Genomic DNA, 15,505 nt, shown 5'->3' with positions numbered 1-15,505 from the left:
CTCACAATGACGATGTTTATTCCACATAATCAAGTGAGAAACAAATGTCAGAAGTACATAATTCAGAATATATACAAGAGTTATCAGTTGATAATACTTCATACAAAATTTACGATATAAATAAAGCGGCAAGCGATGTAGATCTTCCCTTAAAAAAGCTTCCATATAGTTTAAGAGTATTATTTGAGAATGTATTACGTTCTAATGGTTCAAAGCAAAGCTTACTTTTATTTAAAGAATGGCTAAAAACTAAAAAATCTGATGCGGAAATAGATTTTATGCCGGCAAGAGTTTTGATGCAGGACTTTACTGGTGTGCCTGCTATTGTAGATTTGGCGGCTATGCGTGATGCGATGAAGAAAATAGGAGGTGATCCGTTAAAAATTAACCCGCTTATTCCTGTTGATTTGGTAATAGACCATTCCGTAAGCGTTGATTCTTATGCAGCTAAGGAGTCATTCAATAAAAATGTTCAAATGGAAATGAAACGTAATATAGAGCGTTATGCATTTCTTAAATGGGGGCAGCAAGCATTTAATAATTTTAAAGTAGTGCCGCCGGGTACGGGTATTTGTCATCAGGTAAATTTAGAATATTTAGCAAAAGTCGTGTGGCATAAAGACGGCACCCTTTATCCTGATAGTTTAGTTGGAACGGATAGCCATACAACTATGGTAAACGGTTTATCGGTGCTTGGTTGGGGAGTCGGCGGAATAGAGGCAGAAGCTGCCATGCTAGGTCAACCTCTTACTATGATTCTGCCGGAGGTAATTGGGGTAAAACTAACAGGAAAATTAACAGGTATAGCTACCGCAACCGATTTAGTTTTAACCGTTACCGAGATGTTGCGGAAAAAGAAAGTAGTAGGTAAATTTGTCGAGTTTTTCGGTGAGGGTCTTAAAAACCTAATGATTGCCGATCGTGCTACTATTTCTAATATGTCGCCTGAATACGGTGCTACTTGCGGCTTTTTCCCGATTGATCAAGAAACTATAAAATATCTAGAGCTAACAGGTAGAGAAAAAACGCAAATCAGATTAGTAGAGCAATACGCAACCGAGCAGAATCTTTGGTATGATTTTGAACATGCGGTAGAATATACTGAGGTTTTAGAGCTAGATTTATCTATGGTACATAGTGCACTTGCCGGTCCAAAACGTCCGCAAGATCGAGTAAACTTAAATGATGTAGCAAGTAATTTTAAATATGAATTACCGAATTTTGCTTTAGAAAATAAAGACATTGATAAAAAATATGCCGTAGCAAATCAGAATTACGAAATTGGTAACGGCGATGTGGTAATTGCAGCAATTACTAGCTGTACTAATACTTCTAATCCTTCGGTTATGATTGGTGCAGCACTTCTTGCTAAAAAAGCACTAGAACACGGGTTAAAGGTAAAACCTTGGGTTAAAACTTCTCTTGCTCCTGGTTCAAAAGTCGTAACGGAATATTTGAAGCTTAGTGGTCTTGATAAATATTTAGATGAATTAGGGTTTAATCTAGTAGGTTACGGCTGCACTACTTGCATCGGTAATTCCGGACCTCTCAATCCAGAAATAGAGGAAACTATTAACAAAAACGGGTTAGTTGTTGCTTCTGTTTTATCTGGTAATAGGAATTTTGAAGGGCGAATTAATCCGCTTACTAAAGCAAGCTATCTCGGTTCGCCTATTTTAGTCGTAGCATATGCACTTAGCGGCACTCTTAATATAGATCTAACAAATATGCCCATAGGAGAAAATATTTATTTAAAAGATCTTTGGCCAAGCAAAGAAGAGATAGATGAAGTTATTGCAAATTCAATTAATTCCTCTATGTTTATAGAAAAATATTCTGATATATTTAGCGGAACGACAGAGTGGAAAGATTTACAGGTTACTAATAGTTCTACTTATAACTGGAATAAGAATAGTACCTATATTAATAATCCGCCTTATTTTAAGGATATAGGCAGCAAGAATAATATACAAGATATAAAATCTGCAAAAATTCTAGCAATTCTCGGTGATTCTATTACTACCGATCATATTTCGCCGGCAGGTAGTATTAGTAAAACCAGCCCTGCTGCTAAATATTTAACGGACCATCATATAGAGCCTCTAGATTTCAACTCTTACGGATCACGTAGAGGAAATCATGAAGTAATGATGCGTGGCACATTTGCTAATATTCGTATAAAAAATGAGATGTGTAAAGGTGTAGAAGGCGGGTTTACCATAAACCAGTTAAACGGCACGCAGCAAACTATCTACGATGCAGCTATGGACTACAAAGCTCATGATGTATCGGTAGTGATTTTTGCAGGTAAAGAATATGGCAGCGGCTCATCTAGAGACTGGGCAGCAAAAGGACCTGGTTTGCTTGGTGTAAAGGCAGTGATTGCCGAGAGCTTTGAGCGAATACATCGATCAAATTTAGTAGGTATGGGTATTTTACCGCTAACTTTTACCGGCAATAATACAAGATTAGATTTAAAGTTAGACGGTTCAGAAACTATTGACATTACAGGCTTAAGCGAGAATATAAGCTCTTATCATCCTGTTAAATGCGTGATAAAAAAACAAACCGGTGCAATAAGAACAATCGATTTAATATTGCAAATATTTACGGATAATGAGATAAATTATATAAAGCACGGCAGTATTATGCATTTTGTGGTAGAGAGTTTGAAGGGGTAGTTTGCTGGTATCGTCATTGCGAGGAAATTGCGTAGCAATTGTACGTGCGTAATATTGGGAGTTTGTTATTATTTTATGAGATTGCCACGCAGTCTACGGCTGCTCGCAATGACAATTCAGATAGCCATGCAACAACGCCACATGGGAACGACATAAAGAGGTAAAAATATGGACAAGCATCTTAAAGAATATACCGAGAGCGGTAAGAAAAATTTAATTGTGGTATATATATTATATTTATGCGGGATCGTAGCTCCGATATTGCCATTAATCGGGGTATTTTTTGCATATCTTAACAAAGATAAAGGCGATAACTTTGCAATTAGTCATTACGTGTTTTTATTTCGTACTTTTTGCCTTGGGGTTCTTGGGTGGATTGTATGTTTTATATTTACGTTTATCATGATTGGAGTAGTACTATACGTTATACTCGCTGTTTGGTATATACTTCGTGTTGCCATCGGTTTTAAATATATGATAGAAGACAAAGCATACCCAAACCCTATGACTTATTGGATAAAATAAAAATGATAAAGCTGAATGTAGACGGTTCTGAAATAGAAGTATCAGAAGGTAGCACCGTTTATCAAGCCTGTACACAAGCAGGAAAAGAAATCCCTCATTTTTGTTATCATGAGCGTCTAAAAATTGCTGGTAATTGTCGTATGTGCTTGGTTGAAATGGAAAAATCACCAAAGCCTATAGCTTCTTGTGCTATGCCGGTAAGTAACGGTATGGTTATTCATACCGATACGCCGATGGTAAAAAAAGCACGTGAAGGGGTGATGGAGTTTTTACTGATTAACCATCCTTTAGATTGTCCTATTTGTGATCAGGGCGGAGAGTGTAATTTACAGGATCAGGCTTTCAGATACGGCAAAGGTACTAATAGATTCCACGAAAATAAGAGATCTATTAAAGATAAATATATGGGACCGTTGATTAAAACAGCGATGACTAGATGCATACAATGCACACGATGTATTAGATTTGCAAGCGATATAGCGGGAATAGAGGAAATGGGCGCTATTCACCGTGGAGAACACATTGAAGTAACTTCATATTTAGAGCAAACTTTAGATTCCGAAATTTCCGGTAATATGATCGATATTTGTCCCGTCGGTGCTTTGAACTCTAAGCCTTATGCTTTTAAAGCTCGTAAATGGGAGCTAAAACATACCGCTAGCATTGGAGTGCATGATGCCGAAGGCTCTAATATTCGTATTGATAGTAGAGGTGATGAGGTAATGAGGATATTACCTCGTGTTAATGAAGAAATAAATGAAGAGTGGCTTTCGGATAAGAATCGTTTTAGTTATGATGGTTTAAAATATCAGCGCTTGGATCGTCCTTATATCAGAAAAAACGGTAAGTTAGTAGAAGCTAGCTGGAGTGAAGCTTTAAAGACAGTAGCGGATAAAATAAAATCCGTAAAACCAGAAAAGATTGCTGCTATTGCTGGTTCTCTCTCTTCTGTCGAATCAATGTTTATGTTAAAAACATTATTGCAAAAGCTTGGCTCTAATAATTACAGTGTTAATCAGTTTGACTATAAACTAGATACCATGCAGCGAGGCAATTATTTATTTAATACTACTATTGCAGGGATAGAAAAGGCTGATTTATGTTTGCTAATCGGAGCAAATCCAAGGCAAATAGCTCCAGTATTAAATAGTAGAATAGGTATGCGAGTACGTGCCGACTCACTAAAAGTAGCAAGAATAGGTGGGGGGCATAACCAAACCTATAAAATTCAGGATTTAGGAAGTGATATTAAGATTATTGAGGGGCTAGCTATTGGTACTCATGAGTTTACGAAAGTCTTAAAAGCAGCAAAATATCTGATGATTATAGTAGGTGACGGTGTATATGCAAGAGATGACGGATATGCTATATTGTCGCTTATTCATAAGATAGTGACTGAATATAATATTATGCGTGATGATTGGAAAGGTTTTAATATATTGCATAATCACGCTTCTATAGTTGGCGGTCTTGATATTGGTTTTAATACTCCTATTAAGCTCGAAGAGTTGGAACTCGCTTATTTACTTGGAACGGACGCCATCCCATTTAATAAGCTGAAATCGACCTTTATAATATATCAAGGACATCACGGGGACGCAGGTGCTAGCAGTGCTGATGTAATTTTACCTGCGGCTGCTTATACCGAGCAGAGCGGAATTTACGTAAATTTAGAAGGTAGACCGCAAATAGCAGAAAAAGCAGTATCGCCTGTAGGGGTAGCTAAAGAAGATATAGAAATTATTAAAGAACTTGCCGGTTATCTAAAAATAGATATCGGAATGGATAATTTGCAAGAAGTAAGAGTAAGACTTGCTAAAGAATATAAGGTATTTGCTAGTATTGATAGAATTATAGAAAATAAATTTAGTAAGTTTAGCTCTAAAGATAAGTTATCAAAAGAGCCTATAACTGCAGAACCTATTAATTATTATATGACTGACGTGATTAGTAAAAATTCGGTCACTATGGCTAAGTGCGTTGAAGCTAAGGAAGCAAGAGACGAGGAGGCGGCATGATGAAAAATATGCTATTCTCACCCCGTATGTCATTCCTGCAAAAGCGGGAATCCAGCTCTTTTTTTGTAAATTATTTTCTGGATTTTCACTTTTGCGGGAATGATATAATAAGAGTACAATCATGCTAGAACTCTTTTTTGAATATATTTTTCCGTTAATTATCATCGCTCTAAAGGTAGTTGCAATTACTATCCCTTTAATATTGTGCGTTGCGTATTTAACATATGCAGAGCGTCGTGTTGTTGGATTAATGCAGCTTCGACGAGGACCTAACGTTGTCGGTCCGTTTGGATTACTTCAGCCTATTGCCGATGCGGTTAAGCTCTTATTCAAAGAGCCGATCATTCCAACCAATGCCGATAAAATATTATTTATTTTAGCACCGATGATAACTTTTATATTAAGTTTAATCGGCTGGGCAGTTATACCCTTTGCAAAGGGCGTAGTTCTGGCAGATATTAATGTAGGTGTTTTATATATTCTTGCTATTTCTTCTTTAAGTGTTTACGGCATTATTATTGCTGGCTGGGCTAGTAACTCAAAATATGCTTTTTTAGGAGCTATACGTTCCTCTGCCCAAATGATTTCTTATGAAGTGTCGATGGGGCTGGTTATTATTACCGTGCTACTTACTACCGGTACTCTCAATTTAAGTGAGATCATTGAAGCACAAAGAACAATACCGTGGTGGATTGATTTAATGCTACTACCTATGGGTGTCGTGTTTTTTATCTCGGTGCTTGCCGAAACAAATAGATTACCTTTTGATTTACCTGAAGCAGAATCGGAGTTAGTTGCTGGCTATAATGTTGAATATTCCTCTATGGGATTTGCTTTATTTTTTCTAGGTGAATATGCTAATATGATATTAGTTAGTGCAATGACTACGACTTTCTTTTTAGGAGGTTACTTGCCGCCCTTTAATATATCGTGGTTAGATTGTATTCCGGGGTTCTTTTGGTTTGTATTTAAGGTTGGATTCTTATTGTTTTGTTTTTTATGGATTAGAGCGACCTTACCAAGATATCGCTATGATCAATTAATGCGACTTGGCTGGAAAGTATTTTTACCTCTAACTTTATTTTGGGTAGTGTTAGTATCAAGTGTGCTTGTTTATACAGATAATTTACCGAGTATTTAGGTGTTATTGTAATTGTTGCTTGATCGGTTTACCCGTCATTGCGAGGAAATTACTAAGTAATTGACGAAGCAATCTCAGGATATTTGACGAGATTGCCACGCAGCCTACGGCTGCTCGCAATGACAACTCGGTATCCATGCGGGTGATGCCCCGCAGAAATACATCGATCTTTAATATATAATTTTTATGATAAACTATTTAAAATCGTTTTTTCTATATGAGATAGTAAGGGGGATGGCTTTGACTTTAAAGTATTTCTTTAAGCCCAAAGTTACCATAAATTATCCTTATGAAAAAAGCCCTATTAGTCCAAGATTTAAGGGTGAACATGCCCTGCGTCGCTATGAAAACGGTGAAGAACGCTGCATTGCGTGCAAACTCTGTGAGGCGATTTGTCCGGCACAAGCGATAGTAATTGAAGCGGACGAACGAGAAGACGGCAGCAGGCGTACTACTCGTTATGATATAGATATGACAAAATGTATTTATTGCGGATTATGTCAGGAAGCTTGCCCTGTAGATGCAATAGTTGAAGGTCCTAATTTTGAGTTTGCAAGTCTAACTCATACCGCACTTATTTACGATAAGGAAAGATTACTGCAAAATGGTGATAGATGGGAACAGGCACTCGCTAGTAAACTACACAAAGATTACGAGTATAGGTAATATACTCGTTTAATTACTCTTCATTTATTCGGAATATATACGTATATTATGCTATTGTGATTCTGTTAATAGGTTCATTTCAAAAAAGTTAAATTAAAAAAATATATCATGAAAATTCGAACCTTGCATTCGAGATTTCATAAACCTTTGTAATTTAATTATTGCTTTTCTTTTTTTTGACTTTTATTCATCTTAATTATAAAAACTAAAAAGCTATATTCCTACTGGAATAAGAGAAACTCATAAAATATATAGTACTAATGAGCAATATTTAAAGCTAAAATCATATGATAAGGATTTATACAATTAAAAGCCTCCAAAAGAGCTAGAAGACAAGAGAATTAGTTATAAGAATAATATATAAAGTTACTAAAACACATGCTGTAAGTATAATAATTAATTGTTCAATTTGGATTATAGTTAGCCTTATATTTTTTATTGTACATTGGGAGATTTATAAAAATACGCAAAACAATAATAATTAATCAAGCCGTAATATCTGTGCAGATTTTATAGAGCTTTCTAGATGAGAGGATAGAAGAACAATACCACCGCTATTTGCTTTCATGACAATTAGATTATTGAGTAAAGCCCTATTTTCTTTGCTTAAGTTAGTTTCAACTTCATCAAGTAGCCATAAGTCAGATTGGCAAGCAATAAGCCTTGCTATGGCTACGATTTTCTGCATTCCGCTAGACAAACTATAGCATTTTTTATCTAATAAGTCGTGTAATTTGAAGTAATGAATAGCAGCATATAGGGTTGCAGCGGAATTATAAATTTCTGACCAAAATTTTAGATTCTCAAAAACAGTCATTTCTGATTTTAGACCTAAATTATGACCGATATAAGTGCAGTAAAGTTTAGCTATATTGTTAATATTACAGTTTCTATAGTAGATATTACCGCTACTCGGTTGCATAATTCCTGCTATCATTCGTAGCAACGAGCTTTTCCCACAACCGTTAGCTCCTTTTATATATGTTATAGAAGAAGGAAGAAAAGTAATATTTAGATCAAATAAGTTTTTAAATTGTAATTGATGAAGTGATAGCATGTCCTTGTCATACCGTAGCTTGACCACGGTGTGATATCTGTTGCTTTTTAATAAATTTAATTTTCATGATGCTCTTCTGATGTAGTCCGTTAATTCTGTATTATATTGTTGATTATTATGACCAATTCCAAGTTTCTCACGAGCATCTCTTCAAGCTTCTTTATGATCTGATGCATCAGGATTTACCACATGACTTATATCTATGCCTGTTACCTTATTAGTTTCTTGACCTAGTTTTTTAGTTGCGTTGTTTAATTCATGGTTTATTTTTTTTAGTTTCTTTTGCTATTTTTCATATAAATCTCACTTTTAAGTTCTATAATTAGAGTAGCATTTATATTTTTTGTAAGCAATTAAAATTTTACCAGCAAATTTTCCACCGATAAGCTAAATACATTTAAAATAGAACTCGGCATTAGACCAAAGTAAATAATTAATAATATTAAAGGAGCTATTGAGATTATTTCGTATTTATATAAATCTCTGAAATGCATAATTTCTTTATTGGTAATTTCACCGAGCATTACTTCTTTGTATAATTTCAGCATATAAACCGCCCCGAAGATTATGCCGAGAGCTGCTATAAAGGTTGCTACTACATTCACCTTATAAATCCCAAGCAGGCTTAAAAATTCTCCAATAAATCCACTAGTTCCGGGTAACCCGACAGAGCCGAGCATTGCAATCATAAAAAATGCGGCAAGCACCGGCATTTTACTTGCTACACCACCATATTTAGCTATTTCTTTTGTATGTAATCTTTCGTACAAAGTACCGACTATTAAGAATAGACATGAAGAAATCACACCGTGGCTAAGCATCTGAAATATTGCTCCGCTAACTCCAGCTTTAGTAAAGCTAAAAATACCTATCGTAACATATCCCATATGTGCAATAGATGAATATGCTATCATCTTCTTCATATCTTTTTGAGCAAGCGCAACGAGTGATGCATATATTATAGCAATAACGCTAAGGTAAAGTACGTAAATTGCAAATTCTTGTGATACACTTGGACATAGAGGTAGTAATACTCTTAAAAAACCGTAACCGCCGAGTTTTAGCAAAATACCGGCAAGAATAACCGAGCCGCTGGTTGGAGCTTGTACGTGTGTATCGGGTAGCCAAGTATGAAAAGGAATAATAGGGATTTTAACGGCAAAAGCAATAAAGATAGCCCACCATAAAATTTGCTGAGCAAATAATGGAATATTATCGGTAAGCTGAAAGAGATAGGTTAAATCAAAGCTATGCATTTTGCTATAAATATAAATTAATGAAAGTAGGAAAAATACAGAACCAAAGAACGTGTATAAGAAGAATTTAAGAGCCGCATATATTCTATTCTTGCCACCCCATACGCCGATAATAATATACATCGGCACTAATATTGCTTCAAAAAACAGATAAAATAATAGTAAATTTACCGAGGTAAATGCCCCTATACAAAAAGATTCCATTAATAAAAAACATACCAAGTATTCTTTAATATATTTTTTAACGGTAAATAAGCTTCCAATTATACAAATAAGAGTAAGAAAAGAAGTTAGAACCACAAAAAATATTGATATACCGTCAACGCCTACATGGAATTCAAGCCCGATCTTATCAAGCCAAGCGTAGCGTTCAACAAATTGATAAGCGGGGTTTGAGGAGTCAAACTCTATTAAAATATAGATAGTTGAGATGAATGTTAAAACAGAACTAAGCACTGCAACATACATTATATATATCGGTTTATCTGCTTTTTTACTTTGACTAATAAACAGCAAAATATATAGCACGCTTATTAGCGGCAGAAAAATACTGATAGATATAATAGGTAATTCTAACATTCTTTAAGATTTTATGAGTTTTTTTCCGTCATGGCGAAGCAAATTACGAAGTAATTGACAAAGCAATCTCAGGAATTTGTTATTATTTCATGAGATTGCCACGCTCTTTACGTTCGCTCGCAATGACGGTTTTAGTTTTTAACGCAAATAACATCAGTACATTATGTTTTTCCAAACAAAATAACTAATTGTTACAACAATAAATGATACTATATACAAAGCATAATTAAAAACATATCCTGTTTGTATTTTGCCGGTAAGAACGCTCAAGTAATTAACGACTCGTGAAAAACCGTTTGGTCCAAAACGATCGATTATTTGCTGATCGCCAAGATAAAATAAAGAAGCTAAACAGTTAATAGGTTTCACAATTAAGCAATTATATATTTCATCGAAGTAATATTTATTGCGTAATATGTTGGAAATTAATACAAGGGGTGTCATCCCGCGGCTTGACCGCAGGATCCAGGCGTTTTTAATATTTTTACTGGATTTCCGCGTTTGCGGGAATGACATAACAGTACTTGACTTATATAAGTAAATCCCAGTAACAATCCCCACTATACCGACTGCCATAGGTAGTAGCTTAATATATAAAGGCGGGTGGCTAATTAGTAATTTATAAATATGTAAATTAAATAGGCTTGCATGGAAATAACCGTTTGGTTTGTCCATAGCAAGTAAATAATAGCCGATCATACCGCTAAAAAAGCTCCCGGCGACAAGTAATATAAGTGGATTATTCATTACTTTAGCCGGTTCGTGAGCATGCTCAAAAACATCTTTTTCTAGCTTAGTTTTGCCATGAAATACCAACATAATAATCTTCATTGAATAAATAGCGGTAAGTATTGCTGCTGCTATTCCAAAAATAAACATAAACGAGCCGCTACTATAAGCCGCTTCTAAAATCGAGTCTTTAGAGTAAAATCCTGCCAAAGGATAAATCCCTATTAGTGCAAGTGAGCCGATTAAGAAGTTGCCATAAGTTACCGGCATTTTATTTCTTAAATCACCCATTTTAAAAATATCCTGCTCGTGAACGGCATGTATTACGCTGCCGGCTGATAAGAATAATAAGGCCTTAAAAAAGGCATGAGTTACTAAGTGAAATATTCCGCTATTATAGGCAGATACTCCGCACGCCATGAACATATAACCAAGCTGACTACAAGTTGAGTAAGCAATAATCTTCTTGATATCGCTGTGCATAATAGCGATGCTTGCAGCAAAAAGACAAGTAACACCGCCGATAATCGTAATAAATTGTAGAATTAAAGGGCTATATTCAAATAAATAAGAGCAGCGTGCTACTAAGAATACTCCTGCCGTTACCATGGTTGCTGCATGAATAAGTGCAGATACCGGAGTCGGTCCTTCCATCGCATCAGGAAGCCATACATGTAAACCGATCTGTGCAGATTTACCCATACAACCGATGAATAATAATAAACAAATAATGTCTAGAATGGAAAAATGTAAAAATATTTTTATATTAGATAATAATTCTGCAGATGACAATACATCTTTGTAATTTGCTGAGCCACAATAAATAATAATCGTCATTATGCCTAAGATAAAAGCAAAATCGCTGGCTCTATTTATTATAAAAGCTTTAATCGCTGCTTTATTAGCTGATTCTTTTGAATACCAAAAACCTATTAGTAAATATGAGCAAATGCCGACGCCCTCCCAACCGAAAAATAACTGTAAGAAATTATCGCTAGATACTAGCATTAACATAAAAAAAGTGAATAAAGAAAGAAAAGACAAGAAGCGTATAATCCCCTTATCTTCGGCCATATAGCCAAGCGAGTAGATATGCACGATGCTTGACACCCATGTTACGGCTATAAACATTATGCTAGTTAGCTGATCGATATAAATCGACCAATTTACTTTAAAATTTCCAACCTCAATCCATGGTAATAATTTAATATGGATTATATTCCCATCTAAGCCTGCATCGCAAAATATTATTAATGAGAATAAGGCAGATAAAGATAAAAAGCCGGTTGCAATTACTTGCGCTAATTTTTTGTCTATTACCCTTACGAATAACCCGTTTATTATGCTAGATGCAAGCGGTAACATGATGATCATTATGCAAATATTTTGATACATCATTATCCCCACATCTGATTAATGTCGGTAATTTCAATGGAGCCTTTATTACGGAAATATATTAGTAATATTGCAAGCCCGATTGAGGTTTCGGCAGCTGCTACGGTTAAGATTATAATACTAAAAATTTGTCCCGATAATTCTTGCATATATACGGAAAATGCAACAAAATTTATGTTAACTGCAAGCAGCATTAACTCAATAGACATTAATATATTGATAATATTTTTGCGATGCATAAATAATCCAAACATTCCGATAGTAAAAACTAAGCTGCTTAAGATTAAATAATGATTAAGCGAAATATATTCATTCATATTTAATATTCTCAACACCTTTATTTAGAATAGGCTTTGTCATTAATACAGTATTTTCTTTATTGTGACGTAGTTGTTTTGATATATCTTGACGTTTTACTCCCTCACGCTTCTTTAGTGTTAACGTAATACATGCAATCATAGCGACAAATAATATAAGGCCCGCCATTTGAAACGGTAGCATAAAGTCTGTGTAGAGTACGCCTCCTATTGCTTTAGTATTTGAGATATTATTTGTTATGGTAAACGATACATTGGAGTTGAAATTAATATTTTTAGTACCAAGTAAAATAATTATTACTAAATCGGCAAACATAATCAAAGCTATAAAAATACTTAAAGCTAGATTTGCTTTTAGCTGCGTTATTGTCTTATTAAAATGCATATCTAGCATCATTATCACAAATAAGAATAATACTGCTACAGCTCCAACATAAATCACTATCAGCATCATAGCTAAAAATTCTGCTCCAAGCAAAATCATAAGCCCTGCACCGTTGATAAATGCAAAAATTAACCATAATACTGAATATACGGAATTTTTGCTTAAGACAACGCATACGCTACTGATAGTTATTAATGTTGCAAATAAATAAAAAAATATAGGCATGGTGTTTATATAGGTTGTGTCTTATCTCTATTTTATCCTCGTAAAACTCGTTTTACAACATTAGGTTCTTTCTCAATAATCTTAAGAAGTAATTTTGCAGCTCCGGTAGGTAATCTTCTGCCTTGTTCCCAGTTTCTTAAAGTTGCAACACTCACTCCAAATGTTGTAGCAAATTGTTGTTGTGTTAATTTTAACTTATCTCTTGCTTCATGCACGTCTATATTAGATAATTTTATATCATGTTTATTTGCTTTTAATTTTCCTTTAGTGTATAAAACAGCCTCTTGCATTCCAATTAATATACTTTTGTCGGTTTGATTAGTATTTTTATTATTTATTTTTGCCGCGTCCGACATATAATTTTCCAATTCTTCAGTTAGTTTTTTTAATTCATTACAACTATTATGATTAATATTTTCCATCTTACTTTTTATAAAACCGGTTATTAAAAATACCGGCATATTTTCATTGTAGTAAAAATAAATTATTCTTATACTGCCACTTTTACCTTTATTATTACTACTTAAAGTAAATCATAACTTTCTTCTTATACCTCCAGTGCCTTTGATTATATCACCTTGGTCAGGATTAGCAGCAATGTAATGTATTATTTTAAAGCATTCTTTTTCATTTAAATTATTCTTAGCGAATTTTTGAAACTCTGGAAGCTCAACAACTGAAATCAGTTTTTTACTCATAATAATTATACGCCATTGGCGTAGGAGAATCAATAAATAATTTTTGTTTAGTATCATGGATACCGTGGCAAGACCACGGTATGACAGAGTGCAAATTGGCTACACCAACAAAGCATTAGAAGAAAATTTCTTGATCATCGGAATAAATAAGCTTTCTAGTTCTTTGCGTATTTCTTCCTTGTTTTCTACTTTTTGACCTTCTTTACTTAAAGTTAGCTCGCCTTTTTCTACATGACCAAGTACAGCCTCAATGATTGCTTTTTTATCATGTTTACCATCCATATATCTAAGTGCAAACTTCTCAAAGAAATTAACGCCGATCGGTTCATGTTTTAAATTTGTAACCCACATAGAAGGTGTATGGGTTGCTTGATGTATCACCATTTTTGTTGTTTTAGGCTTATCAAGCTCAGGGTTATTTCGATGCTTCTGATTTGTAATACTAATATAACCTTGTAGTACTAGCTTCATTGCATTATTTAAAAGCTCAGCTTTGATTTCGTTTAATTTAGTATTATGTAGCTTTTTATTAGCTTCAGTGGTTATTTTCTCAAAGCTTAACGGGTTATTTAGATTTTCGCTGAAAGTGTATAAAATAGCTTTCATATAAGGCGAACTAGTTGTTAAGTTAGAGTCTTGATTGCCGTTTAAGAAGAATTTTAAATTTTCGGAAGTATTATTAAGATCTACTTCTTTGAGTGGTTTTTCAGGCACTATATTAAAGATTATATTAAATTTCGTTATATCATCATTGTTAATATTTCTATTAATTTTCACATCACTATGACATAGTAAAGTGGTTCTAAAACGACGATTCGTAATGAAATCCATATATTGTTCGGTTCTAACTATATCGTTTACCGCTTTTAACTGCTCTACTACTTTCGGCGGCATATTACCGAGATACATAGTCGAAAGATTACAATCGGCTAAATATTGTAAATTGTGCTTTCTTGCTTCATTCATAAATTCATGGAAGTAGAATTGAGCATTTTCTTCTTCTAGATGATCATGACGTAAATAATGATCGGTTTGTTTAGCAAGTAGCCCTGCTTCGGTTTTTAATGTTTCTGCATAAGGAGTTTTAGAGTTTTCTAAGCTATCCTTAACAAATTCTAGTAACAATCTAGATTGAGCTATTCTATCCCGTACATTTGCAAATGAGCTAGAATGATACATCATCATATCTCTAATAGTACGGACCATATTCCAGCCAGGGAGGGTATTATAGCTAATATATGCTATTCCGTTTGGACTAAGATTTTTATTACAAACTTCAAAAATTTTATCTCTAACGGTTTTTGGTACCCAAGAAATTACACCATGGCAAATTATATAATCAAACTTACCGAAAGAATCGTTAATATCAGTTATCGAACAATGATGGAACTCTATATTTTTTAATCCTAGCGTTTTAACATTTTTATTTGCTTCGTCAATTTGTACCTTAGACAAATCAACCCCAACAAAATAAGCTTTTGGATAAAGAACTGCATGTGGTATTAAATTACCGCCTGCTGCGCAACCAAGCTCTAATATTTTTGCATTCTCGACTTCAGGAGCATTTACACCGAAAAGAGTTGCAAGTGTACTTAAGTGATAAGGATTTGTAAGAGCATATGGGTAGCTTTCATAAGGTATTTCATCATAAGTGTTATGATCTGAAACCGCACCGTTAACAACGGATTGTGCGGAATGTGTTTTTTTTGCCATCTTATCATGACCGTTAGGGGTAGAAGAAGAGTTAGTAGCTTTTGGAGACATATTTTTCCCTTATGTAGTTGAATTATTCGTGTCATCCCGTGGGATGATGACATTGTAGCTTTCATATAA

Annotated in this window: 13 protein-coding genes; 5 read left to right on the top strand and 8 right to left on the bottom strand. The window is 34.4% G+C overall.

The annotated features are described in order from the left end of the window. Window positions 1–44 precede the first annotated feature (44 nt). The 5 genes from acnA to nuoI all read left to right on the top strand — a co-directional run bounded on the left by acnA (window position 45) and on the right by nuoI (window position 7,031). A complete protein-coding gene (gene acnA / locus RSA_RS06095; protein WP_014365037.1) occupies window positions 45–2,681 on the top strand; it encodes an aconitate hydratase AcnA in 2,637 nt (878 codons plus the stop codon). 168 nt (window positions 2,682–2,849) lie between these two features. Further along, a complete protein-coding gene (locus RSA_RS06090; RefSeq protein WP_004997331.1) occupies window positions 2,850–3,206 on the top strand; it encodes a DUF4870 family protein in 357 nt (118 codons plus the stop codon). A 2-nt stretch (window positions 3,207–3,208) separates the two neighbouring features. Next, window positions 3,209–5,224 (top strand): NADH-quinone oxidoreductase subunit NuoG, encoded by a 2,016-nt coding sequence (nuoG, locus tag RSA_RS06085; protein WP_014363296.1) that lies wholly within the window; start codon window positions 3,209–3,211, stop codon window positions 5,222–5,224. Window positions 5,225–5,345: 121 nt separating this feature from the next. Then, window positions 5,346–6,365: an NADH-quinone oxidoreductase subunit NuoH gene (nuoH, locus tag RSA_RS06080; protein WP_014365036.1), complete on the top strand. Its 1,020-nt coding sequence runs from the start codon at window positions 5,346–5,348 to the stop codon at window positions 6,363–6,365. A gap of 186 nt (window positions 6,366–6,551) precedes the next feature. Then, on the top strand, window positions 6,552–7,031 hold the full coding sequence (gene nuoI / locus RSA_RS06075; RefSeq protein ID WP_012736832.1) for an NADH-quinone oxidoreductase subunit NuoI: 480 nt from the start codon (window positions 6,552–6,554) through the stop codon (window positions 7,029–7,031). Between the two features lie 481 nt (window positions 7,032–7,512). Here the strand turns inward: nuoI and ccmA are convergent, their stop codons facing one another. The 8 genes from ccmA to RSA_RS06035 form a co-directional block, all read right to left on the bottom strand. Next, the gene (gene ccmA, locus RSA_RS06070; protein WP_012151337.1) at window positions 7,513–8,088 is read right to left on the bottom strand and encodes a heme ABC exporter ATP-binding protein CcmA; all 576 of its coding nucleotides are present in this window, start codon (window positions 8,086–8,088) and stop codon (window positions 7,513–7,515) included. A 353-nt stretch (window positions 8,089–8,441) separates the two neighbouring features. After that, a complete protein-coding gene (locus RSA_RS06065) occupies window positions 8,442–9,923 on the bottom strand; it encodes an NADH-quinone oxidoreductase subunit M (RefSeq protein WP_014365035.1) in 1,482 nt (493 codons plus the stop codon). A gap of 153 nt (window positions 9,924–10,076) precedes the next feature. After that, window positions 10,077–12,050, bottom strand: a complete 1,974-nt coding sequence (gene nuoL / locus RSA_RS06060; RefSeq protein ID WP_014365034.1) for an NADH-quinone oxidoreductase subunit L — start codon at window positions 12,048–12,050, stop codon at window positions 10,077–10,079. Continuing rightward, the gene (gene nuoK, locus RSA_RS06055; protein ID WP_012151334.1) at window positions 12,050–12,364 is read right to left on the bottom strand and encodes an NADH-quinone oxidoreductase subunit NuoK; all 315 of its coding nucleotides are present in this window, start codon (window positions 12,362–12,364) and stop codon (window positions 12,050–12,052) included. Before nuoK ends, nuoL begins: the two co-directional genes overlap by 1 nt. After that, a complete protein-coding gene (locus RSA_RS06050) occupies window positions 12,357–12,974 on the bottom strand; it encodes an NADH-quinone oxidoreductase subunit J (RefSeq protein ID WP_010977789.1) in 618 nt (205 codons plus the stop codon). Before RSA_RS06050 ends, nuoK begins: the two co-directional genes overlap by 8 nt. 32 nt (window positions 12,975–13,006) lie before the next feature. Then, on the bottom strand, window positions 13,007–13,435 hold the full coding sequence (locus RSA_RS09110) for a helix-turn-helix domain-containing protein (RefSeq protein WP_014365033.1): 429 nt from the start codon (window positions 13,433–13,435) through the stop codon (window positions 13,007–13,009). A gap of 72 nt (window positions 13,436–13,507) precedes the next feature. Next, on the bottom strand, window positions 13,508–13,729 hold the full coding sequence (locus RSA_RS09105) for a hypothetical protein (RefSeq protein WP_041472364.1): 222 nt from the start codon (window positions 13,727–13,729) through the stop codon (window positions 13,508–13,510). Between the two features lie 42 nt (window positions 13,730–13,771). After that, entirely contained in the window at window positions 13,772–15,436 is a 1,665-nt protein-coding gene (locus RSA_RS06035) for a methyltransferase regulatory domain-containing protein (RefSeq protein WP_014365032.1), read from the bottom strand. Window positions 15,437–15,505: the final 69 nt, after the last annotated feature.

Source organism: Rickettsia philipii str. 364D (assembly GCF_000283995.1).
In the GTDB taxonomy this organism is placed as follows: domain Bacteria; phylum Pseudomonadota; class Alphaproteobacteria; order Rickettsiales; family Rickettsiaceae; genus Rickettsia; species Rickettsia rickettsii.
Note: the sequence above shows the minus strand (reverse complement) of the source record. Positions and strands in the feature narration are given on the sequence as shown.